This is a genomic window from Stenotrophomonas sp., from assembly GCF_032099025.1.
Classification (GTDB): Bacteria; Pseudomonadota; Gammaproteobacteria; order Xanthomonadales; family Xanthomonadaceae; genus Stenotrophomonas.
Map to the genome: position 1 here is coordinate 126691 of NZ_DAMCID010000002.1, position 23601 is coordinate 150291.

The window sequence follows — 23601 nt, forward strand, 5'->3', positions numbered from 1 at the left end:
GGCTCGCAACGGCGGCCGTTTGGTGGGAACATGAGCGCTGAAGCGGGGGTGCCTGGATGACCAGGCTGAGAGAGTCCCTTGGAACCTGATCCGGTTTGCACCGGCGTAGGGAGCTTTGAGCAGCGCACGCACCGCCCGTCCGGCCTGGTGCGCGCGTGCGCCTTCGCTTCGTCTCCTTTGGCTGATGACGAATCGAATGAACCGCTGCTACCGCCTCTCGCTGTTGACCGCCGCCCTCTGCGCCGCGCTGCCGCTGCATGCCAGTGAAGCCGACCCCGGCACGGGCGACCGTTCGCCCACCGACCTGGCCGGTGTCCGTGTGCAGGCGCGCAAGCCCGCCGCCGCGATCCCGCCGTCGAGCAGCTTCGGCAGCGGTGACTGGAAGAGCACGCCGGCCTCGGTGAACGTACTGGACAGCGCCTTCCTGGACCGCCTGCAGGTGCGCACGCTGTCGGAGCTGGCGCGCTACGATGCGTCGCTGGGCGACAGCTACGCGCCGGTCGGCTACTACCAGAACATCGCCATCCGCGGCTTCGCGCTGGACCCGGCCACCGGCTACCGTTTCAACGGGCTGTCCATCGCCGGTGAACAGCGGCTGGCGCTGGAGAACGTGCAGCAGGTGGAAATCCTCAAGGGCGAAGCCGGCCTGGCCGCCGGCGTAATGGCGCCCGGCGGGATCATCAACTATGTCGGCAAGCGCCCGGCGGAGGTCACCACCGTCACCCTGGGCACCGACTCGGAAGGGTCTCGCTATGCGGCGGTGGACGTGGGCCGCTGGCTGACGCCGCGGTTCGGCGTGCGCTTCAATGCCGCCTGGGATGACAGCGCGTCCTACATCGACCACGCCGACGGCCGCCGCAACTTCTATTCGCTGGCGGCTGACTGGCTGATCGGCGAACACGGCAAGCTGGAAGTGGACGCCAACTACCAGACCAGCGCGCAGCGCTCGGCGTCCGGCTACCAGCTGCTGGGCGGCAGCGCACTGCCGCGCGGGGTGGACCGCAGCCGCATGCTCGGCCACCAGCCATGGCAGCAGCCGGTGGGCATCGACAGCACCAACGCCACGGCACTGCACACCTACGATTTCAGCCCGGACTGGCAGTCGCGCGTGTCGCTCGGCCACAGCCGTTCGGTGATCGACGACAACGTCGCGTTCGCCTACGGCTGCTACTACGCCGCCGAATGCGCCGATGGCAGCGTGCCGGGCAACTACTTCGCGCCCAATGGCGATTACGACATCTACGACTACCGCAGCCCCGACGACACCCGCCGCAACGACGAGCTGCGCGCGGAGCTGCGCGGACGCTTCGCCACCGGCGCGGTCACGCACCAACTCTCTGTCGGGCTGAGCGCGTTCCACCGCACCGTAGACAAGCGCCAGAACGTCAACGAATACGTGGGCACGGCCAACATCGGCGATGCGCAGGTACCGGTGTTCGACCCCTCGCCGCTGCAGCCGGGCCCGTCCGCGCGCCGCCTGGACAGCTGGCAGCGCGCGCTGTTCGCGCTGGACCGCATGCAGTTTGGCGATGACTGGCAGTGGCTGGCCGGCGGCCGCTACGTGCGCCTGGACGAACGCGCCTACGACAAGCGCGGCACGCCCGAACGGCACAGCCGCATGTCCCGGTTCCTGCCGCAGACCGCGCTGGTGTGGTCGGCCACCGGCCAGCTCAACGTCTACGCCAGCTACGTGGAGGGCCTGTCGCTGGGCCAGGAAGCGCCGTTCTGGACCAGCAACGGCAGCACCTTCCTGCCGGCGATGCGCTCGCGCCAGCTCGAAGTGGGCGTGAAGTACGCCGCCGCCGATGCGCTCACGCTGGGCGCGGCGCTGTTCCGCACCACCCAGCCGTTCCAGTACGCCAAGCCGGATGACAGCGACGCGGGCTACACCTTCGTGCAGGAGGGCAAGCAGACCCACACCGGGCTGGAACTCACCGCCAACGGCCAGCTCACCGAACGCCTGGCGCTCACCGCCAGCACCAGCGTGCTGCAGGCGCGCGCCCGCGATGCCGGCACCGCGTTCTACGACGGCCAGCAGCTGGTCAACGTGCCCAAGGTGCGGGCCGCCGCGCATGTGGACTACGCCCTGCCCTTCGCGCCGGGCCTGGACGTGAGCGGCGGCTGGCGTTACGCCTCCTCCAATGCCGCCACCGTGGATGGCAGCGTAAAGGCACCGTCCTACTCGGTGTTCGATGCCGGCGTGCGTTTCCAGCACGCGCTGCGCACGCATCCGGTCACCTGGACCCTGTCGGTGGACAACGTGTTCGACCGTTTCTACTGGCGTGACACCGGCAGCAGCTACGGCGATTACTACCTGTTCGCCGGCGCGCCGCGCCAGGCGCGCCTGTCGGTCACGGTCGGGCTATGAACCCGGCCGTTCTCGAATGGTCGGCGGTGGTGGCCAGCCTGCTGGGCGTGTGGCTGATGGCGCGCCGACGCATGCTCGCCTGGCCGGTGGGGCTGGTGGCGGTGGGCCTGTACGCGGTGGTGTTCATCGAGGCCAGGCTGTACTCGGACACCCTGCTGCAGGTCGCCTTCGGCGGCTTCCTGTTGTACGGCTGGCTGAGCTGGCACCGGCATGCCGAACAGGACGGCGCGATCGTCATTGCGCCGCTGCCGCGCCGCCAGCTGCTGCGTGACCTGGCGGTGGGCATCGTGTTCGGCATCGCCCTCGGCGCGGCCATGCACACCTGGACCAACGCGGCCCTGCCCTGGCTGGACGCGATGCTGGCGGCGTTGAGCCTGGTGGCGCAGTGGTGGCAGGCCAGGCGCCATGTCGCCACGTGGTGGCTGTGGATCGTGGTCGACGTGGTGTACGTGGCCATGTACCTGGCCAAGTCGCTGGATGTGACCGCGGGCCTGTACCTGGTGTTCGTCGGCATGGCGGTGATGGGGCTGCGCGCGTGGACGGCCGCCGGCCATGCAGGGGCGGAACTGAAACCGCGCTAGGCTGCGGCGATGAGCCAGACCCCCGAACTGCTGCGCCGCCTGCTGCGGGCGAAGGACCGGATGGACCAGGCGCCGCACGAAGCCTGGCCGGTCGCCCGCCTGGCCGAGGTCAGCGCGGCGGGCGTGGAGTTCAACCAGGAACCGGTGGCGCGCTACGGCACAGTGGATGCCGGCTTCCGCGATCCTTCCGGCAACGGCTGGAAGATGATCGAGCGCAGCGCCGGGGCAAGTGCCTGAGCGACGGTCAATCCAGCAGGAATCGCATCGCCTCGGTGCCCAGCGCCGGGTCGGTACTGCCCGGTCGGCCGTCTTCGATGCGCCCGGCAAGGCGCTGCATCGCGCCGGCTTGCAGGACCTCCAGGTCGTACCAGCCTGCCGTGGGAGCGGCATTCCAGCGAATATCCAGCGCCTGCCCCGGCGCCAGCTGCAGCTCTCGTTCCGGCATGCGGCCCGCGTAGACGGCGGCACGTAGCGTGACCGCCTGCGCGGTCCCCGTGGTGTTGTTCAACTCGAGCTTCAGCTGCTCACCCTCCCCGCTCACTGACGCCCGCACCGGTGCACCGGCGTTGGCCTCGCCACGGAACTGCCGGTGGAAGCCGTTCGGCCCCAGCAGCCACAGGTCGTAGCCTTCCCCTGCGTGTATCGGCCAATGATCCTGCAGAGGCGCACCGGGCGCCACCGTGTAGCGGCGCGGAATCGCCTCCAGGCGCAGGCGGTCGTAGACATGCAGTACCGCCGCTGCGCCTTCGCAGCCCAAGGTCAGCTGCACGGTCGTGGTGTCGGCATCCAGCGCGATCTCCGCCTGTGGGCGGTACGGCAACGCGCGCGCCGGGCGTATGCCGGGTTCCTGCTGGGCGGGCACCAGGTCCACCGGCAGCTGCGGCACCGTACGCCCGGGCAACGCGGCGGCGCGGGCGGCCACCGCCGCCGTTGCGGGGAGCGAGGCCAGGAACGGGCGCGCATCGGACGCGGTGAAATCGAAGGCACCGGTCAGGTCACCGCACACGGCGCGCCGCCACGGCGAGAGTTCGGGTGCGGCCACGCCGAAGCGGCGTTCGATCAGGCGGATCACCGAGGTGTGGTCATACACCTGTGAATCCACCCAACCGCCGCGGCTCCACGGCGAAATCACGTACAGCGGCACGCGTGGGCCGAGTCCGTACGGACGGCCGCGCAGATCGAGCGGATCGGCCTTCTCGTTGCCCGGCGACGGATGCCGGTGATACTCGCCGTCGGTGGGCACTGCCGACGCGCCGGCCCAGCCACCGGGCGCAGCGGCATCGGCCGATGGCGGCGCCGGCGGCGGCACGTGGTCGAAGAAGCCGTCGTTCTCGTCGAACATCAGCAGCAGCGCGGTGCGGCTCCAGACCGCCGGATCGGCGGTCAGCGCGTCCAGCACGCGTGCGGTATAGGCGGCGCCCTGTGCGGGGCTGGACGGGCCAGGATGTTCGCTGCCGGCGGCGTCGGCAATGATGAAGCTCACCTGCGGCAGCTGCCCCTTCAACACGTCTTCGCGCAGCTGCGCCAGGCCACGCGTGCTGACGCCGCGCTCGCGCAGGGCGGCGTCATGGCCCGGGGCGCCCCGCCATGCCTGCCGGAACGATTCGAAGCCGGCCAGCGGGTTGTCGGTGAAGTTGTCGGCCATGTCCTGGTAGATCCGCCAGTCGATACCCGCGCGCTGCAGGCGTTCGACGTAGGTGGTCCAGGTGTATGAATCTGGGTTGCCACCCAGTTCCGGGAAGTTGTCGTGCGAGTTGGCCACCGCCGGGCCGCCGCCACGTGCGTGCGGATCGTTGTGCCCGGTCCACAGGAACAGCCGGTTCGGGTTGGTGCCCGCCTGCATCGCGCAGTGGTAGGCATCGCATACGGTGAAGGCGTCGGCCAGCGCAAACTGGAACGGCATGTCATCGCGCCGGAAATAGCCCATCGCGTGGTCCTGCTTGGCCGCCGGCCAGTGCGCCATGCGCCCGTGGTCCCACGCACGCTGCGCGTCGGGCCAGGTGTGCGGCGTACCTTCCACCCGCATGTAGCCGAAGTGCGCGGCGGTATCCAGCGGGAACGGCGCGATGCCGTGGGTGCCTGCGGCATTGGGCTGCAGCCACACGTTGCGGCGTGGCTGGCCGGCCGCCAGCGGTGCGGCCGGCACCACGAAACGGTCGCCGAAGCCGCGCACGCCCGGCAGCGTGCCGAAATAGTGGTCGAAGGAGCGGTTCTCCTGCATGAACACCACGATGTGCTGCACGTCCTCCAGGCTGCGGCTGCGCGCGTACGGCGCGATCGCCGCCGCCCGCGCGATGCTCGGCATCAGCGTCGCCAGGCCACCGGCCAGCCCGGCCTGCAGCAGCCGGCGGCGGCCGCTGTCGGTCACGGGCGGGCGCGCTGGGCTCACAGGTCGATCCGGACCGAGACGCCCACGGTGCGCGGCGCACCGATGAAGGCCGAGTCGCTGCCATCCACACCGGCCAGGTAGCGGCGGTCGGTGAGGTTGCTGACCACGAAGCTGGCGCCCACGCCCTTCAACTTCGGCGACAGGCTCTGCAGGTCGAAACCGATGTTGGCGTTGAACACCGTGGCCGAGGGCAGGCGGTTGTCGTTGGCTGCGTCCAAGTAACGCTCACCCAGGTAACGCCCGGACAGGCCGAAGTTCCAGCTGTCGCCCTGCCAATCGGCGGAGACCACCAGCACGTGCTTGGGCTGGCCGATCACCTGCGCCCCATCGACGATGCCGAGTTCGGTGTCGCGCGCCACGTTGCCGCTGCCCAGGTACTTGGAGCGGTTGTAGGTGTAGGCACCGTTGATGCGCCAGCCGTTGTCCCAGCCATAGCCGAGCGCGGCTTCCAGGCCGGTGCTTTCCACGCCACCAAAGTTCTCGTAGACGCCATCGGTCTCGTCCAGGTAGTCGATGCCATCGGCCAACCGCGCGGGCAGGTAGACGATGCGGTTGTCGAACGTGATGTTGTACAGGGTCAGCGAGCCGGTCAAGGGCCAGCGGCTCACGCGCAGGCCGAGCTCGATGTTGTCGGCCGTCTCCGGTTCCACCCGCGAGAAGCGCTGTGCATCGGTTTCGCCCAGCACACCGGACGGAATGGCCGCGAAGTTCTGCGAGAAGCCACCGAACAGTTCCAACCCTTCCACGGGCAGCGTCCAGGTTCCGCCGGCGGAGATCAGCGGGTCGGACTTCGAATCCGAGCGCACGTTCTCGGCGCTGCCGATCACGCGGTTGCGCTTCTGGTCGACGAAGAACTGCTTGACGCCCAGGCGGGCGCTGAACGGACCGAACCGCGCCACGTCCTCAACGTAGTACATCTGCTCGTCGGTCTTGTAGCGGTCTTCGAACTGCACCCAGTACGGCTGGTGGTCGAAGCTGATGTCGGTGCCGACGTTGAGCAGGCGGTGCCAGTCGCGGCGCACGCTGCGGTCGAACTGCTCCAGCCACACGCCGGCGCGCACGGTGTTGTCCACGCTGCCCAGGGTGTGCTTCCACTCCATGTCGGCGGTGAAGCCGGCGCGGTCGTTGTCGTAGTGCGAATGGCGGTAGGACTGCACACCCTGCACGCCCGGTGCGTAGCAGTTGGGGTCGTACTCGGCAGTGAAGCCGGCACGCGGCACGCAGCCGGCGCGCATCTGCGCGGCGCTGCCGTCGGGGTTGACGAAGTAGAACTGGCCCAGCGCGCTGCCCCCATACACGGTGCTGCCGCCGAGATACTCCGATTCCGGCGCGCCTGCGCCATCATTGCGCGCCTGCACCAGGTAGGGCGGCAGCCAGTCGCCGCGGCCTTCCATCTTGTGCGCGTAGCCGGTGAGCGAGAGCTTGAAGCCGTTGCCGCTGTCGAACGCCCCGCGCAGGTAGCCGAAGGTGTTCTCGCGCAGCGCGCGCGAGCCGGAACGGAAGTTCTGGTCCAGGTACGGAATGCCGGTGAGCGTGCCGGTCAGGCCATCACGGTCGGGGTTGATGGCGAAGGCTTCGGGGGTGACGCTGGTGTATTCGGGTTCGTCGGCGTCGTTGTACGAGGCATAGCCGCTCAGCGTCCAGCGGTCCAGTTCGGTGATGAACTTGGCGGCGAGATGGTCGTTGCTGACATGGCCGCTGCCGTCGATCCAGTCGTTGACGCGCGCCGACGAGGCACTGATCCATGCGCGCGTGTTGCCGCCGAGCACGCCGGTGTCGTAGCGCACGTAGTACTTGCGGGCGTCGTTGTCGCCGCCACCGGCGACCATGCGCAGGCGCTGTTCCTGCAGCGGGTCGCTGGTGAGGAAGTTCAGCGTGCCGCCGAGGGCTTCGTTGGAGCGTGATGAAATATCGGCCGTGCCCTGGCTGACCTCGATGGTCTCCAGGTCCAGCGTGTCGATGTAGCGGTTGGCCAGCGAGCCGCCGCCATAGCCGGAACCGCCATTGGGCAGGCCGTCGATGGTGGTGCCGATCTGCTGCGTATCGCGGTTGGTCACGAAGCCGCGCATGCTGATCTGCGTGCCCCACACCGACGAACCGGTGGCGTCGGCTTCACTCACCACCACGCCGGGCAGTTCATTGAGCGCGTTGTTGACGCTGCCCAGGATCTGCTGGCGGTTGAGCGTTTCCTGGCTGACGGTGGTCTTGGCGAAGCTGGTGGCCTGGCCAATGACCTGTACCTGGTCCAGGGTGCGCGCGTCGTCGGCCGGGGCCGGTTCGGCGGCCATGGCCTGTACGGTGGCGGTGAGCATCAAGGCAAGCAGGGAGACGCGGGGATAACGGCCAGTAGGCATCGGTCATGGGCGCGGCAGTGGGGTCGGCCGGCAGTATTGAGACCCGCTGTGACGTAGCAATGACATGTCGGCCACGCGAGCGATGCGCCGGGGACGCCCGACAGGGTAGAGCGGACTGTTAGTCCGCTGCCGTTCGCGACCACGTTCGGCATCGCGCAGAAAGCAGCGGACTAACAGTCCGCTCTACCCCGTCGTGTTCGTTCGTCGTGTTGGTTCGTCGTGTTGGTTCGTCGTCTCGTTCGGTCAATGTGCGCCGTGCGTGGAACGGCGGCGGAACTTGCGCGACATCCACTCGCCCAGGTCGTCCATTACCGTGAACGCGGCCGGGATCACGATCAGGCTCAGCAGCGTGGAGGTGATCAGGCCGCCGATCACGGCAATCGCCATCGGTGCGCGGAAGCTGGAGTCGCCCGCGAAGCCCAACGCGATCGGCATCATGCCCGCGCCCATCGCCAGCGTGGTCATGACGATCGGCTGGGCGCGTTTGCGGCAGGCGTCGATCAGCGCATCGTGCTGGCTCATGCCATGTTCGTCTTCGGCCATCACCGCGTAATCCACCAGCAGGATCGAGTTCTTGGTCGCGATGCCGATCAGCATCAGCAACCCGATCAACGCCGGCAGCGAAAGCATGTTCTGGGTGATCAGCAGCGCACCGAACGCACCGCCCGCACACAGCGGCACCGCCGCCAGGATGGTGACCGGCATCAGCGCGTGGTTGAACAGCAGCAGCAACACCATGTAGATGCAGATCAATCCGGCGGCCATCGCCAGCATGAAGCCGATGAACAGCTCCACGAACACTTCCGCGTCGCCGGTGTTGAGGAAGGTCACGCCCGGCGGCAGCTGCTTCACGCTGGGCAGAGCCTGTACCTCGGTCATCACATCGCCCAGTGGGCGACCGTTGAGCTCGGCGGTGAGGGTCACGTTGCGCTGGCGCTGGTAGCGCGAGATCTGCGAGGGACCGCTGCCCTGCTGGATATCGGCGACGGCGGCGAGCGGTACCGGCCCGTTGCGGCCCGGTACGCGCAGCTGGCCGATCAGCGCCGGGTTGGCCAGCGTGGCCTCGGCGAATCCGACCCGGATCGGCACCTGGCGGTCGGGCAGGTTGAGCTTGGCCAGGCGCTGTTCGTAATCGCCGGCGGTGGCGATGCGGGCGGCTTCGGCGATGTCCTGCGTGGCCACGCCAAGGTCCGCCGCACGCGCCGGATGCGGCACGATCTGCACTTCCGGGCGCAGCAGCGAGGCGGTGGAGGTCACGCTGCCCAACCCCTGGATGCCGCGCAGGTCGCGCTCCAACGCCGTGGACGCTTCCTGCAGGCGCTGCGGATCATCGCCGGACAGCACCAGCTGCAGCAGGTTGCCCGGCTCGGAGCTGACATAGCTCACGCGCACGCCGGGCAGGTTGGCCAGGCGTGCGCGCGCGTCGCGTTCCAGCGCGCGCTGGTCGCGGTCGCGGTCATCGGCCACGCCCCAATCCAGAATCAGCGTCGCCTTGCGCGGTTCGCCCACGCCGGTGGCGCTGGGGTCGCCCAGGTCGAGCACGGCGCCGACGGCGGTGTAGACCTGCTTCAGCTCGGGCATGTCCTTGAGCAGCGCACGCGCACGTTCGGCCACCGCCACGGTTTCCTGCAGGCGGGTGCCCGGTGGAAGCTCCAGATTGAGGTTGCTGCGGCCCAGGTCGGACTGCGGAATGAAGGTGGCCGGGATCAACGGGACCAGCGCCAGCGACCCTACGAACATGGCGAAGGCCAGCCACAGGGTCCAGCCCCGGTGGCGCAGTGCTTTGTCCACCCAGCCCAGGTACCAGCCCATCAACTTCGATTCGGGCTTCTCCTCACCATGCGGCTTGAGCAGGTAGGCGGCCATCATCGGGGTGAGCAGACGCGCCACCAGCAACGAGAACAGCACCGCAGTTGCAGCGGTCCAGCCGAACTCGCGGAAGAACTTGCCGGCGATGCCGGGCATGAACGCCACCGGCACGAACACGGCGGCCAGGGTCAGCGAGGTGGCGATCACCGCGTTGCCGATTTCGCCGGCGGCTTCGCGTGCTGCCTCCAGCGGTGGCTTGCCCATGCGCAGGTGGCGCACGATGTTCTCGATTTCCACGATCGCGTCATCCACCAGGATGCCGACCACCACCGACAGCGCCAGCAGGGTGATGATGTTGAGCGTGAAACCGAAGAAGTACATCACCGCGAAGGTGGGAATGATCGACAGCGGCAGCGCCAGCGCCGATACCCACGTCGCCCGCCAGTCACGCAGGAACAGCCACACCACCAGCAGGGCCAGCAGCGCGCCCTCCCAGAGCATGGTCATCGACGAGTCGTAGGAGCGGTGGGTTTCGTCGATGGCAGTGGTGACCAGGCGGAAATCGATGCCCGGGTGCGCGGCCTTGAGCTGGTCCAGCGCGGCATGCACGCCGGCTTCCACCTTGACCTCGCTGGAGCCACGCGTGCGCGACATCGAGAAGGCCACCACCTTCTCGCCGTCCAGCAGGGCCGCCTCGGTCGGGTCGGCGGCGCCATCGGTGACAGTGGCCAGCGTGGACAGGCGCACCGCACGCCCGTCCGGCAGTGCGATGGAGTAGTCACGCAGGGCCTGCGCGTCCCCCACGGTGCCCAGGGTACGGATGGTCTGCTGTGCGCCTTCGATCTCGGCCTTGCCACCGGCGCGCTCCACCTGGATGCGCGCCAGCTGCTGCGATACGTCGCCAGCGGTGATGCCCATCGCGATCAATGCATTGGGGTCCAGGTCCACCCGCACCTGGCGCTGCACGCCGCCCACGCGGGTGACCCGCGCCACGCCCGATACGCCGTACATGGCGCGCGAGATGTCGCGGTCGACGAACCAGCTGGCTTCGTCGGGCGTCATGTGCGGCGCGACCAGGGCGTAGGTCATCAGCGAGCCACCGATGTCCACCTTGGAGATCACCGGTTCCTGGATGTCCTGCGGCAGATCGGTGCGGATGCGGGTGACCGCGTCGCGGGTGTCATCCAGCGCGGTGGCCAGGTCGGCCTCCAGCTGGAATTCGATGGTGGTGGTGCTGACGCCTTCGCTGACCGAGGAGATCACGCGCTTGACGTTGTTCACCGTCGCCACCGAGTCCTCGACCTTGCGGGTGACCTCGGCCTCCAGCTGGCTGGGCGAGGCGCCCGGCTGGGTGACGGTCACGGTGGTCATCGGGAAGGCGATGTCGGGGAAGCGCGCCACGGGCAGCTGGTAGAAGCCCCACAGGCCCGCCACGCACAACACGAAGAAGATCAGCAGCGCCGGCAGCGGGCGCTTGATGGCCCAGGCGGAGATATTCATTTGGCGGTCGCCTTGGCGTCGGCCACCACGCGGACGCGGTCGCCCTCACCCAGGAACCCGGCACCTTCCACCACCACCCGGTCGCCCACCTTCAGGCCTTCCAGGATCGCGGTGCGCCCCTGCACGGCCTGGCCGGTGCGCACGCGCAGGCGCGCGGCCTGCTGCGTGTCGTTCACGGTGAACACATAGCTGTGGCCGTCGCGCTGCACGATCGCGGCGGTCGGAATGGTCAGCGCCGGGCCCTCGCCGGTGACGATGCGGCCTTCGATGTACATGCCGGGCTTGAGCGTGCCCGGCTCCGGCAGGTCGGCGTAGATCGTCCCGGTGCGGGTCTGCGCGTCGACGCCCGGAGTGACCGCGCGGATACGGCCATTGACCACCGCATCGGCGTACGGCAGCTCCACGGTATTGCCCACGGCGACGCCGGTGAGCTGGTCTTCGGGCAGCTCGGCGCGCCATTCCAGGCGGCCGTCGCGGATCAGGCGCAGCAGTTCGGTGCCGGCCGAGACAACCTGGCCCGGCTGCACCAACCGCTTGGAGATCAGGCCATCGGCCGGGGCGCGCAGGTCGGCGAAATCGCGGCGCAGCTTGGCCGCGTCGCGGGCCGCGCGGGCGGTAGCGGTCTGCGCCTCGGCGTTGATGCGCGACGCGCGCAGCTCATCCAGGCTGCTTTCGCTGATCAGCTGCTGGGCGGCCAGCTTGGCGCTGCGTTCGTAGTTCAGGCGCGCCAGTTCCTGCGACGCCTGTGCCTGCCGCAACGAGGCGTCGGCCTGGGCCAGTTCGCTGTCCAGCGTGCGGTGGTCCAGCTGCAACAGCACCTGGCCCTGCTTGACCCACTGGCCCACGTCCACCGGCAACGCGGTCACGCGCTGGCCGCTGATCTCCACGCCCAGCTGCATTTCCTCGTACGCGGTGACCGGGCCGGAGACCAGCACCGTGCGCGCCATCGGCTGCTGCTGGGCGGTGGCGAGGGAGACAGGCAATGCCGAGGTGGCGGCTGCGTCGGCAGCGGCCTTGTCGTCTTTGTCGCCGCACGCGGTGAGCAGTGCGAGGGTGAGCAGGAGCAGCGAGCTGCGGAGGAGAGGTGCACGCATGGATGAGCTTCCGTGTCGGAACAGCGGGAACAAAGGAAAGGGAAAACGAATCAGGGCGCGCGGGCCAGGCGCAGTGCGATGCCATCGAGCATCAGCCCCAGGCCCTGCTCGAAGCGCGTGTCGAAATCGACCTCGCTCCAGACATCACGGGCCGCCCAGCACTGTGGAAAACGTGCCTCGGCCAGGGCCATGAAGACCTCGCCCAGCGCCTCCATGCTGCCGTCGCCGGGCCACGACTGTTCTTCGATGACGAAGCCCATCGCGTAATACACCAGGTCCATCGAGGCGGTGGCGGCAAAGCGCACCGAGGCGCCTGCGCCGACCAGCGCGGCGATGCTGGCTTCGCCCACCCGCAGCACGTTCTCGGTGGCCAGGAAGGTGCCCGCGTAGACCCGCGCGCCATCGCGGCGGGCCTTGAACGCGGTGCGGAACTCGCGGGCGATCTGCAGCAGGGTCTCGCGCCACGGCTGGCCGTCGGGGATGTGCCGGGCCACGTCCACGATCATGGCGTCGGCCATGGCATCGACCAGCGCCTGCTTGCTCTTGAAGTGCCAGTACAGCGACGGCGCGCGGATACCCAGCGTGCAGGCCACCTTGCGCAGCGTCACGCCCTCCATGCCGGCCTCGTCGAGGATCTTGAAGGCGGCACCGACGATGTTGTCCCGGGCGATGGGTTGACGCACTGGGGGCTTCTACCTAACGGTGTTAGGGGGCGAATCTAACAGTGTTAGGTTGCACCCTGCAAGTAGCGCCACGCCCTGCGTGGCTGCGCTTCGTTCGGGCACGGCGAAGCCACGCAGGGCGTGACGCTACCGACGTGGCCCGGCGTCAGCGCCGGCGCTCAGTAGTTGGCGATCTGGATGACCAAGGTGTCGCCTTGAAGCAATGACACGGCGCGCCTCGGCGCGTTGTCGGTGCGCATGCAGATCGGGCCATTGCCGTGGAGGCGCCCCATCAGGCGGGGATACGCCTTGGCGGCGTCGTTGCCGTCGATGACCTGTCCGCCGCGTTCGGTGCAGCTCTCCATGAGCGCCTGCGCCTGCGCTGGTTCAAGGCGATAGCCGCGCCGCAGGGGCTTGCCCACTTCGATGCTGCCGCGGGGGTCCAGCTCGATGGTGTTCTCTTTGGGGTGTTCGGTCCAGGCCGGCTTCATGCCGGCCGGCATGTCGAAACCCGCCACGCGTTCGGTCTGCCTGGCGATCTGCTCGCCACGCTTCTTGATGCCGGGATACAGCATCAGCACGCTCAACACGATCGCGCCGAACATCAGCCAGCGACCCCGCGTCGTTTGCGGAACGACCTCGAACCCATAAAAGTTGAATCGCATCTGCTCATCCGTGAGGTGTACCGGGGTGGGCGCGCATGATGGCGTAGCGCCACTGCCCTGCCAAGCCTCCCGGCGCACCGCCCCACGCATGGCATACTCCGCCGAAACCCCACCCGGCCGCGGGCTGCGCAGTGCGCACCCTGCCCCATTGGTCTGCCTCCATGCCCAGGCTTCCGGTTCGTCATGCATCCGCGCACGTCACGAACAGGAGCCTCGGCGGTTTCTGCCGGCTGTTGCTGCTCGGTCTGCTGATCAGCGAAGGTGCGGTGCCAGCAGCGCATGCGCTCTCGCCCGACCGCGCCCTGACCCAGCTGCGCCACGACCGCTGGACACCCGACGACGGCGCACCGGCACAGATCTTCTCCATCGCGCAGACGACCGACGGTCTGCTCTGGCTGGGCTCAAGGCAGGGCCTGTACCGCTTCGACGGCGTGCGCTTCGAGCGCATCACCCGCATGGGCGACGACCCGCTGATCGAGGAAGACGTGCTGAGCCTGTTGGCCGAGCCCGACGGCTCACTGTGGGTGGGTTACTTCAACGGCGGCATGAGCCGGCTGGGTGGACCGCACCCGGGCCAGTACGCCTACCAGCGCGATGACGTGCCGCTGGGCTCGGTGATGGGCTTCGCGCGCGATGCCGGCAAGCGGCTGTGGGCGATCACGCCGGTGTCGCTGGTCTGGCTCGATCCGGCCAGCGATACCTGGAAGACCGCGCAGCCGATGGGCTTCGACGCGGGCTGGCGCCCGGAGCGGATCTTCGCCGACCGCCAGGGCGGAATCTGGGTGGCGTACTCGGAGAACGAGGCGTTCGGCATCGTGCACCTCGCCCCGGGCGCATCGCGCTTCCAACCCACCCCCACGCCGGTCCAGATTCCGTTCTTCGACCAGGCCGCCGACGGCACGTTGTGGGCGGCCGACTATTGGGGGGTGCGGCCGCTGGCACGGGCCGAGCGCGACCGCCGCCATGACCGGGCGACCGTGAGCTGGCTGGACCCGGCGTTCAAAGGCGCAGGCCTGCGCTTCGACCGCGATGGCGGCATGTGGCTCAGCACGGCGGGCGGTATCGCCCGCGTGCGTGACGCCCACGCACTGCGCGCGCCCGGGGGAGGCGTGGTGGCACCGCAGCCGGAGTACTTCGGACCCGCCCAGGGCCTGACCTCGGAAGTGGTGTGGACGCTGTTCGAGGATCGCGAGGGCAATCTCTGGACCGGCACGGCCAACGGCCTGGACAGGTTCCGCGACAACGCACTGGCGGCGGTCACCCTGCCGCGCCGCGACCAGTCGTTCTCGATGGCGCTTGGCAAGGACGGTCGCCTGTTGGTGGGCAACCCGGACCGCGGCCCGCTGTGGGTCAGCCCCGACCCCTCGATGCCCGGGGGCGGGCGCGTGCAGGAACTGGGTGGGTTGGAGATGGAAGGCGTCAGCGCCATGCATCGCGACGCCGGCGGCACGTTGTGGGTGGGCAGCGGCCGCGGATCGCTGTCGCGGGTCGGTGCCAATGGCCTGGAGCGTGTGGCACTGCCGCCGGAGCTGGAAGGCGATGGCGTGGTCAACATGATCGCCAGTGACCGCGCCGGCGGGCTGTGGGTGAGCCGGCTCAACGGCGGGCTGCTGCGCCTGTACAACGGCACATGGGAGGTGCAGAACAGCAAGTACGGCATGCAGCCGGGGGTCACCCCGCGGGCGCTGGCAGAGGATGCGCGCGGACGGATCTGGACTGATGCGGGGCAGACCATCGGCGTGTTCGAACACGGACGCCGCCGCGACCTCAAGGAGGACGGCCCGGGTATCGGCCGCATTGCGGTGCTGCAGAACTACGGCGACACGCTGTGGGCCGGCGGCGCCAGGGGTGTGGCGATGCGCAGCAACGAAACCTTCCAGCGCCTGCTCGGTCGTGCGGGGGAAACCTTCGAGCGCACCAGCGGCATCGTGCTGCTGCCCGATGGCGAACTGTGGCTGGGCGGGCGCGGTGGACTTGCCCGCATTCCAGCGGCGGAGATGGCGCAGTGGCGTCGCGATCCCACCCATGCCGTGGCATTCGAACGGTTCGGCGTACTCGACGGCCTGCGCGGCACGTCGGAGCAGACCGGCGGCGTGCCCTCCGTGCTGAGCGATGCGCAGGGCCGGATCTGGTTCGCCACCAACCGCGGCGTGCACTGGATCGACCCGCGCCACATCACCCGCAACCCGGCCGCTGCGCCCCCCGCTCCGACGCTGCTGGCGGTCAAGGTGGACGACGCACCGGTGCCGCTGTCACCGCACCTGCGCCTGCCGGCCGGCAGCCGCGACCTGCGCGTGGACTACACGGCCCCGGCGCTGCGCATTCCCGAACGGGTGGGGTTCCGCTATCGGCTCGACGGCGTGGACGACGATTGGATGGATGCCGGCACAGGACGGCAGGCGATCTACAGCCGTCTGGCCCCGGGCAGTTACCGGTTCCGCCTGATCGCCAGCGACGATACCGGCGCGTGGTCGGCACAGGAGGCGTCGTTCAACGTCACGGTACTGCCCGCGTTCTGGCAGACCACATGGTTCGCGCTCGCGCTGGTAGCCGCGGCAGCCGCATTGATCTGGGCATTCGTGCGCTGGCGGGTATCCGTGGCGCGCCAACGCGTGCAGCGCGTCTACCGCGCGCGGGTGGGCGAACGCGAGCGCATCGCGCGCGACCTGCACGACACCCTGCTGCAGTCGGTGCAGGCGCTGATGCTGCGCATTGAATCCTCGCGCCGTCGGCTGGCGTCGGGCGACACGGCGGCGGCCGATGCGGGCCTGGCACATGCATTGGAGGAGGCGGAGTCGGGCCTGGTGGAGGGCCGCGACCGCATTCGCGCACTGCGCCGCGAGGAGGGACGTTTCGACGACCTGGAATCGGCCGTGCGCGCACTGCCGGCACAGCTGGAGTTGCCGGCGGAGACCGGCTTCGCGGTCGAAGTGCACGGGAAACCACGGCGCTGGCGCAACCCGGAACTGGGTGAAGTGCAGCGGATCGTGCGCGAGGCGGTCGCCAATGCACACCGCCACGCCAACCCATCACGCATCACCGTGCGCATCACCTACGCATTGCTGCGCACGGTCGTCGAGATCGAGGACGACGGCTGCGGTATCGGCGATGACGTGCTTGCGCACGGTGGCAGCGAGGGGCACTGGGGCCTGCCCGGCATGCGCGAGCGCGCCGCGCTGTGCGGCGGCACGCTGCTGGTGCAGCCGCGGCCCGACGGTGGCACCCGGGTACGGCTGCGCCTGCCGCGCTGGCGGGTCACGCGCGGCAGCGACCCGGGCTGACTCGACGGACGACGACCGCGATGCGGTCAGGGATCGGCACTGAAGGGAATGCGGGCAAGCAGCTCGCGCGTACTCACGATGGCGTGGGCATAGGTGGGGCCGTTGATCTCGTGCGCGGCATGCATGGCGGCCTGGCTGAAGGCGGCCGTGGCATCGCGCACCAGGGTGACGTGGTAGCCCAGTTCGCTGGCGAAACGCGCGGTGGTTTCGATGCAGGTGTTGGCGATCAGGCCGACCACGATCACGTGGCTGATGCCGTGCTGCTTCAGCAGCAGGTCCAGGTCGGTGTTGGCGAAGCCGCTGCCGCCCCAGTGCTCCTTGACGATGATGTCATGCGGCTCCGGCGCGAAGTCGGGGTGCCACTCGCCACCCCAGCCGTCGCGCGCGAACACCTGCGCTTCGGAGGCGCCGCATTGATACGGCGTCGGGTGCTGCCACGCATGCAGATCGTCCGGCGTGGACCGGTGGTGCGGCACGATGAACAGTGGCCAGCGCGCGCAGTGCACCGCGTCGCGGATGCGGCGCAGGTTGGCATGCAGGTCGACGGCGGTCGCCACCTCGGCCACTGCCGGCCAGAGTTTGCCGCCGTCGGCGAGGAAGTCGTTGTAGGGGTCGACGAACAGCAGGGCGGTATGCCCCGCAGGATAGGCAGGTGCGCTGGCGCTCATGGTGCGGCGGCTCCCGGGCCGAGGGACGTCCCTTCACGGAGAGTGTCGGCGCACGCCATACGGCTGTCGTGGCGTGTTCCGGCCACGTCGGCGCCCCCCATTCGGGGGCGTCGGCGGCGCCGTCGGTCGCATGGCGGACACGCACACGCGCCACGCTTGCGTTGGGCCGCGCCACGATGCACGGTGGTGCCCTGCCCGGGGGCTAGCCATGACCATCCGCATCCTGACCATCGACGATCACCCACTGATCCGCCAGGGCATCGCGTCCATGCTGGAGGTGGAGCCGGACATGGTCGTCGTGGGCGAAGCGGCCGATGCGCACAGCGGCATGGAACAGTTCCGGCGCCTGCTGCCGGATATCGCGCTGGTCGATCTGCAGATGCCCGGCGTGGGTGGCATTGAACTTACCCGCCGCCTGCGCGCGGAGTTCCCACAGGCCCGCGTGGTGATCCTGACCACCTACCGCGGCGATGCCAATGCGCGTGATGCGCTGGCGGCCGGTGCCTGCGGCTACCTGCTGAAGAGCTCGCTGCGCGGTGAGCTCATCGATGCACTGCGCCGCGTGGATCAGGGCAAGCGCTGCCTGTCGGCGGAGATTTCCGAAGAGATCGCCCAGCACGTGGGCGAGGAGGCGCTGACCGCACGTGAGCTCTCGATCCTCTCCGCGCTTGCCCATGGCTGGGAGAACAAGCGCATCGCCAACACACTGGGCATCTCGGCGGAGACGGTCAAATCGCACCTGGCGCGCATCTTCGAGAAGGTCGGCGCGCGCACCCGGACCGAGGCCATCCACATCGCGCTGCGGCGTGGGCTGGTGCGCCTGGAGGAGTGACGCGCGGCGGTGCTAGGGCTTCAGCATGGGCAGCGGCCGCAGCGGATGGCGCAGGCCGTGGCGCAGCGAGAACTGCACCAGGCGCAGATGGAAGCCGAGGCGCGGGAACTGCTTCACGATCCGCGTGAACGCGTCGGCAGGCAGGTTGAAGCGGCGCAGTCCGAGTGACACGTCGATCCAATCGGCACGGCGGAACGCCTCGATGCAGGGGTCCTGGTCGCCCGGTACGTGGGACACCCGATGGTGTTCACTGATCATCGCCAGCACCACGGGCACCAGCTCGGGACGTTGCTGGTCCAGCAGGTACTGCCGCGCCAGTGCTTCGGACGGCCCCAGGTAATCGAAGGTGCCCGCGGTCCAGATGCCGAGGTCGTGGAAGGCCACCGCCACCGACAGCACGTACAGGTCGTGCACGCTGCCGGGCCGCAGGCACCAGGCGAAGTTGGCCACGCGGTAGGCGTGGTTGCGGTAGGGGTGGTAGTCCCGGCCAAGCGCCTGCGCATGGTCCTGCAGGATCGTGTCGAGCACCGCCAGCCGGTCAAGCATGCCGTTCTCCCGAACGCACGCCGGCATGGCGCGCTGGGCGAAGGGTAACCCCAGCGGCGCGGTTGGCCGCTGCCGGTCGGGGCATCCGTAGTACCCCCATGTGGGGGTCACTGGCGATCAGGATGCCGACGGGCAGATACAGCGGCCCCCGGATGGGGGAGCGCGTGCGCGCCCGAACGCCCGATGCCGGCGCTGCACCTGCATGTGAGGCTGCACCCTCATCCCTCCCCCACGCCCCCCGCATCGAGGCCGCCATGAGCTACTTCACCACCGCCGACGGTACCTCCCTCTACTACAAGGACTGGGGCAGCGGTCCGGTCGTGTCCTTCAGCCACGGCTGGCCGCTCAACGCCGATGCGTGGGAGGCGCAGATGTTCTTCCTGGCCAGCAAGGGCTTCCGCTGCATTGCCCACGACCGCCGCGGGCACGGCCGCTCCAGCCAGCCGTGGCACGGCAACGACATGGATACCTATGCCGATGACGTGGCGGCGCTGTTCAACCACTTGGGCGTGGACAACGTGGCGATGGTCGGCCACTCCACCGGCGGCGGCGAAGTGGCGCGTTACATCGGTCGGCATGGCACCGCGCGCGTCTCGAAAGTGGTGCTGATGGGCGCGGTGCCGCCGATCATGCTCAAGACCGCCGACAACCCCGACGGCCTGCCCATCGAGGTGTTCGACGGCTTCCGCAGCGCCTACCTGGCCGACCGTGCGCAGTTCTTCCTGGACGTAGCGACGGGACCGTTCTTTGGTTTCAACCGGCCCGGCGCGAAGGTCTCCGAAGGATTGATCCGCGCGTGGTGGACGCAGGGCATGCAGTCCGGCCACAAGAATGCGTACGACTGCATCAAGGCGTTTTCCGAAACCGACTTCACTGCCGACCTGGGCAGGATCGATGTTCCCACCCTGATCATCCACGGCGACGACGACCAGATCGTGCCGATCAAGGCGGCGGCACTGCGCTCGGCCACGCTGGTCAAAGGCGCGCAGCTGAAGATCTATCCCGGCGGTGGCCACAGCCTGGGTGACACCGCCAAGGAGCAGCTCAACCAGGATCTGCTCGCCTTCCTCACGCCCTGAGCGCCCTCCCCCGCGCACTTTTCCGCGCCGGCGTTGTCAGCGCGTGTTTTCTTACCGAGGACCTGCCATGAACGCTCCCCCTGCAGCTCTGCATGCCGTGCCATCCGACCCCCGCGACACCGGGCCGACGCGCAGCGAAGAGTTCATCACCGGCGGTGAGCGCGAGCTGTTCATCCGCAGCTGGCGCCCCACCGGCAAGGTACGCGCAGTGCTGGCGATCGTGCCCGGCTTCAACTCGCACAGCGGTCACTACCAGTGGGCTGCTGCCCAGTTCACGGCGATCGGCCTGGCCGTCTATGCCGTGGACCTGCGCGGGCGTGGCAAGTCCAGTGGCGAACGTTTCCACGTGGAGCACTTCGACGACTACCTGGCCGACGTACAGTCGCTGTTGAACGTGGCGCGTGCGCGCGAGCCGGGCCTGCCGGTGTTCCTGCTCGGGCACAGTGCGGGCGGCGTGATCGCCTCGGCGTACACCCTGTCGCACCAGGACGAACTGGCCGGGCTGATCTGCGAGAGCTACGCGTTCCAGGTACCGGCGCCACCCCTGGTGCTGGCGCTGGTGCGCTGGCTCAGCGGCCCGTTCCCGAAACTGCGCGTGCTGAAGTTGCCCAACAAGGAATTCTCGCGATTGCCCGAGGTGGTGGCCGCGCTCAATGCCGATCCGCTCATTGCCGGCGAGAAGCAGACCGCGCTGACCGTCGCGCAGATGCTGGTGGGCATCGACCGGCTGCGGCGCGGGTTTCCGAGCCTGCGGCTGCCGGTCCTGATCGCGCATGGCACGGCCGACAAGGTCACCGTGCCTGCCGGCAGCCAGCTGTTCAACGACAACGCGGGATCGGCCGACAAGACGTTGCTGCTGTACAAGGATCACGCCCATGACCTGCTCAATGATGCGGGGCGGGAAGGCGTGATCGGCGACTTCGTGCGGTGGATCGAGCGCCATCTTCCTGCCGACGCTGCATCCCCGTAACCGCATGGAGACTCCAATGAAGCTGCTACCGCGACCCTTCCGTACCGTTGCCGCCCTGCTGGTGCTGCTGGCGGTGCACGCCACCGCCCAGGCAGCCGACACCACTGCCATCCAGAGCCACACCGCCGATGTGAATGGTGTGACCCTGCACTACCTGAAAGCCGGGCAAGGCACCGAATCGCCGGTGGTTCTGTTGCACGGCTATGCCGAAACCAGCCACATGTGGCGGCCGCTGATGCCGCAGCTTGTCGGGCAGCACGTCGTGATCGCGCCGGACCTGCGCGGCGCCGGCCAATCGTCCAAGCCGGTCGGTGGCTACGACAAGAAGACCTTGGCGCAGGACATCCACGCGCTGGTGAAGTCGCTTGGCTACCCGAAGGTGAAGATCGTCGGCCACGACATCGGCCTGATGGTGGCGTATGCCTACGCGGCGCAGTACCCGGACGAGGTGGAGAGCGTCGTGCTGATGGACGCGTTCCTGCCGGGCGTGGGCGACTGGACCCATGTGTGGCTGCTGCGCGACCTGTGGCATTTCCACTTCTACGGTGAAACGCCGTTGAAGCTGGTCGATGGCCGCGAACGGACGTATTTCGAGCACTTCTGGAACGACTTCGCCGCCGACCGCACGCATTCGGTGCCCGAGGCCGACCGCCAGTTCTACGCGTCCGAATATGCGCGTCCCGGCGGCATGCGCGCGGGCTTCGAGTACTTCAAGAACTTCGAGCAGGACGCCAAGGATTTCGCCGGCTTCGCCAAGACCCCGCTGCACATGCCGATGCTGGTGCTCTCCGGCGAGAAGGCCGGTGGCCAGTTCCTGATCGACCAGGCGAAGCTGGTGGATACGAATGTCCAGGGCGTGATCGTCAAGGGCTCCGGCCACTGGCTGATGGAAGAAGCGCCGGAGCAGACCATTCCTGCGCTGGTAGCGTTTCTGGACAAGTAGGCCCGTGCGCTCACGGTTCCTCGGCGCGCGTGGCAAGCCACCCGCGCGGCGAGGTACCGGTGCGGCGGCGGAAGGCGCGCGAGAAGGTCGGCGCGTCGGCGAAGCCCAGCTCCAGTGCAACCTGCTTCACCGGTCGTCCCGCGCGCAGCAGTGACGTGGCCACGTTGAGCTTCCAATCCAGCGAATAGGCTGCCGGCGTAGTGCCGGTGGCGGCCTTGAATGCCGCAGCGAACGCGCTGCGCGACATGCCGGCCTGCCCGGCCATCCGCTCCAGCGTCCAGTCCGCATCGGGCGCGGCGTGCACGGCCATCAGCGCCTTGGCCAGGCGCGGCTCGGACAGGCCCAGCATCATGCCCTGCGAGACCTGCGCTCTGTCCGGGTTGTCGATGATCCAGCGCAGCACCTGGATCAGCACCACTTCGAACAACCGGTTGGCGAGCAGCCGCGAGCCGCAGCGCATCTGGTCCGACTCGGCGAACAACAGGTCCAGCGTCGCCTGCAGCCCATCGATGGCATCCAATGGCAGCACGATCACATCCGGCAGCGACTGCACGATCGGGTTGCGCGTGCCGCCATCGAAATCCAGCGTGGCGCAGGTGAAGTCCGAGCCGTCCACTGGCGGGTTGATGAACTCGTGGTGCACTGCGCGCGGGAACAGCAGCAGCGTGGGTTGGGCCAGATGGGTGCGCGCCAGACGCGCGCCGTCGCGGTACAGGAGGTCCATTTCGCCCCGGCGCAGCACATGCAGGAAGCCCCGGCCCGGCTGCGCCTCGAACGTCTGGTGACCGCACAGCGGACCCGCGTGGAACAGGGTGGCCTGAACGCGGAAGTGCTCCAGCACGGGCGTCAGCCGGTCAATCGAGAAACTGGACGAATTGACACCTATCTGCGACATAAAGACACCAAACGTCCCGAACGGGCTCCTATTATGCCCATCAACCGGCCACCCCGCGCCGGCATTCCGAAGGAATCCAAGTCATGTCCCGTATCCCCCTGATCAACACCCAGGACACCACCGGCGAACGCCAGGCGCTGCTCGGCCAGATCCATGCGGCCTTCGGTGCCACCCCCAACATGTTCCGCGCTGTGGCCAACTCCACCGCCGCCCTGAAGAGCATGTGGGGTTCCTTCGGCGCCCTTGGCGGGGGCGTCATTCCGACCGCCCTGGGCGAGAAGATTGCCGTGGCCATCGCCAACCGCAACGCCTGCGAGTACTGCCTGGCCGCGCATACGGCACTGGGCCGCAAAGCCGGCGCGAGCAGCCAGGAGATGAGCGAAGCGCAGGGCGGTGCGTCCGACGACCCGAAGACCGCTGCGGCGCTGCACTTCGCATTGCAGGTCGTGAAAGGCCGCGGCCAGATCAAGGATGCCGACGTAACCCAGCTGCGCGCGGTGGGCTTCAGCGACGAGGAAATCGTCGAGATCCTGGCGCATGTCGCGTTGAACCTGTTCACCAACTACATCAACGTGGCGTTCGCGGTACCGGTGGACTTCCCCGGCGTGAAACTGCGTTGAACAACGCCGACAGGGCTGGCCGGGCTGACCCGGCCGGTCCCTCGATGCGCCACGCCCGCCATTCTTCAGGAGACCGCGCCATGAACCGAACCTACGTTCCCATCAACTGCGAGTTCCATGACGTGCTGGAGGCAACGGCCACCGTTGGCCGGCGCGTCGTCATCGTGTTCGACACCGGCGCCGGCCAGCACGAGACCGTCTCTGCACGTATTGCCGATCTGCAGGCGCGCGATGCGGTGGAGTACATGCAGCTGGACAACGGGCGCCTGCTACGGCTGGATGCCATCGTGAGCGTTGACGGTGTACTGCGCAGCGGGTTCGTGGACCTGTCCTGACCCGTCCGTT

The 23601-nt window shown here is 68.6% G+C and carries 18 protein-coding genes, 2 pseudogenes and 1 riboswitch; of the genes and pseudogenes, 11 read left to right on the top strand and 9 right to left on the bottom strand.

The window, feature by feature from the left end:
* The first annotated feature begins 34 nt into the window (after positions 1-34).
* Positions 35-129, top strand: a riboswitch (TPP riboswitch).
* A 67-nt stretch (positions 130-196) separates the two neighbouring features.
* From RT456_RS02785 to RT456_RS02800, 4 genes and pseudogenes are all read left to right on the top strand, one after another.
* The gene (locus tag RT456_RS02785) at positions 197-2368 is read left to right on the top strand and encodes a TonB-dependent siderophore receptor (protein WP_313342188.1); all 2172 of its coding nucleotides are present in this window, start codon (positions 197-199) and stop codon (positions 2366-2368) included.
* Positions 2365-2949 carry a nicotinamide riboside transporter PnuC gene (gene pnuC, locus RT456_RS02790; RefSeq protein WP_313342190.1) on the top strand — a complete coding sequence of 195 codons (585 nt, stop codon included), beginning with the start codon at positions 2365-2367 and terminating at the stop codon, positions 2947-2949. The genes RT456_RS02785 and pnuC overlap by 4 nt, the downstream gene beginning before the upstream one ends.
* A gap of 9 nt (positions 2950-2958) precedes the next feature.
* Positions 2959-3066: pseudogene (locus RT456_RS02795) on the top strand (AraC family transcriptional regulator); the annotation flags it as partial.
* Positions 3064-3186: pseudogene (locus RT456_RS02800) on the top strand (VOC family protein); the annotation flags it as partial. The pseudogenes RT456_RS02795 and RT456_RS02800, both read left to right, overlap by 3 nt.
* A 7-nt stretch (positions 3187-3193) precedes the next feature.
* On the opposite strand, the gene RT456_RS02805 reads toward RT456_RS02800, so the two are convergent.
* The 6 genes from RT456_RS02805 to RT456_RS02830 form a co-directional block, all read right to left on the bottom strand.
* Positions 3194-5317, bottom strand: a complete 2124-nt coding sequence (locus RT456_RS02805) for a phospholipase C, phosphocholine-specific (protein WP_313342454.1) — start codon at positions 5315-5317, stop codon at positions 3194-3196.
* Positions 5318-5334: 17 nt separating this feature from the next.
* Positions 5335-7650: a TonB-dependent receptor gene (locus RT456_RS02810; protein ID WP_313342192.1), complete on the bottom strand. Its 2316-nt coding sequence runs from the start codon at positions 7648-7650 to the stop codon at positions 5335-5337.
* A gap of 285 nt (positions 7651-7935) precedes the next feature.
* Entirely contained in the window at positions 7936-11001 is a 3066-nt protein-coding gene (locus RT456_RS02815; RefSeq protein WP_313342195.1) for an efflux RND transporter permease subunit, read from the bottom strand.
* The gene (locus tag RT456_RS02820; protein WP_313342197.1) at positions 10998-12095 is read right to left on the bottom strand and encodes an efflux RND transporter periplasmic adaptor subunit; all 1098 of its coding nucleotides are present in this window, start codon (positions 12093-12095) and stop codon (positions 10998-11000) included. Before RT456_RS02820 ends, RT456_RS02815 begins: the two co-directional genes overlap by 4 nt.
* A gap of 50 nt (positions 12096-12145) precedes the next feature.
* Positions 12146-12778, bottom strand: a complete 633-nt coding sequence (locus RT456_RS02825) for a TetR/AcrR family transcriptional regulator C-terminal domain-containing protein (RefSeq protein ID WP_313342200.1) — start codon at positions 12776-12778, stop codon at positions 12146-12148.
* 158 nt (positions 12779-12936) lie between these two features.
* Entirely contained in the window at positions 12937-13512 is a 576-nt protein-coding gene (locus RT456_RS02830; protein WP_313342203.1) for a hypothetical protein, read from the bottom strand.
* Between the two features lie 143 nt (positions 13513-13655).
* On the opposite strand from RT456_RS02830, the gene RT456_RS02835 reads away from it, so the two are divergent.
* The gene (locus RT456_RS02835; protein WP_313342206.1) at positions 13656-16703 is read left to right on the top strand and encodes a two-component regulator propeller domain-containing protein; all 3048 of its coding nucleotides are present in this window, start codon (positions 13656-13658) and stop codon (positions 16701-16703) included.
* 26 nt (positions 16704-16729) lie between these two features.
* On the opposite strand, the gene RT456_RS02840 is transcribed toward RT456_RS02835, so the two are convergent.
* Positions 16730-17371, bottom strand: coding sequence for an isochorismatase family cysteine hydrolase (locus RT456_RS02840; protein WP_313342208.1), 642 nt, complete (start codon positions 17369-17371; stop codon positions 16730-16732).
* Between the two features lie 208 nt (positions 17372-17579).
* On the opposite strand from RT456_RS02840, the gene RT456_RS02845 reads away from it, so the two are divergent.
* On the top strand, positions 17580-18203 hold the full coding sequence (locus tag RT456_RS02845; RefSeq protein ID WP_313342211.1) for a response regulator transcription factor: 624 nt from the start codon (positions 17580-17582) through the stop codon (positions 18201-18203).
* A gap of 12 nt (positions 18204-18215) precedes the next feature.
* On the opposite strand, the gene RT456_RS02850 is transcribed toward RT456_RS02845, so the two are convergent.
* Complete coding sequence (locus RT456_RS02850) at positions 18216-18749, bottom strand: hypothetical protein (RefSeq protein ID WP_313342213.1); 534 nt, start codon at positions 18747-18749, stop codon at positions 18216-18218.
* A gap of 152 nt (positions 18750-18901) precedes the next feature.
* Here RT456_RS02850 and RT456_RS02855 point away from each other — a divergent pair, with 152 nt between their 5' ends.
* The 3 genes from RT456_RS02855 (at position 18902) to RT456_RS02865 (ending at position 21741) form a co-directional block, all read left to right on the top strand.
* Positions 18902-19828 carry an alpha/beta hydrolase gene (locus RT456_RS02855; RefSeq protein WP_313342456.1) on the top strand — a complete coding sequence of 309 codons (927 nt, stop codon included), beginning with the start codon at positions 18902-18904 and terminating at the stop codon, positions 19826-19828.
* A gap of 67 nt (positions 19829-19895) precedes the next feature.
* Complete coding sequence (locus tag RT456_RS02860) at positions 19896-20798, top strand: alpha/beta hydrolase (protein WP_313342215.1); 903 nt, start codon at positions 19896-19898, stop codon at positions 20796-20798.
* A gap of 16 nt (positions 20799-20814) precedes the next feature.
* Entirely contained in the window at positions 20815-21741 is a 927-nt protein-coding gene (locus tag RT456_RS02865) for an alpha/beta hydrolase (RefSeq protein WP_313342218.1), read from the top strand.
* Positions 21742-21751: 10 nt separating this feature from the next.
* On the opposite strand, the gene RT456_RS02870 is transcribed toward RT456_RS02865, so the two are convergent.
* Positions 21752-22636: an AraC family transcriptional regulator gene (locus RT456_RS02870; RefSeq protein WP_313342221.1), complete on the bottom strand. Its 885-nt coding sequence runs from the start codon at positions 22634-22636 to the stop codon at positions 21752-21754.
* An 83-nt stretch (positions 22637-22719) separates the two neighbouring features.
* Here RT456_RS02870 and RT456_RS02875 point away from each other — a divergent pair, with 83 nt between their 5' ends.
* Both RT456_RS02875 and RT456_RS02880 read left to right on the top strand, forming a co-directional pair.
* A complete protein-coding gene (locus RT456_RS02875) occupies positions 22720-23256 on the top strand; it encodes a carboxymuconolactone decarboxylase family protein (RefSeq protein ID WP_313342224.1) in 537 nt (178 codons plus the stop codon).
* 80 nt (positions 23257-23336) lie between these two features.
* Positions 23337-23591: a hypothetical protein gene (locus tag RT456_RS02880; protein WP_313342227.1), complete on the top strand. Its 255-nt coding sequence runs from the start codon at positions 23337-23339 to the stop codon at positions 23589-23591.
* Positions 23592-23601 lie beyond the last annotated feature (10 nt).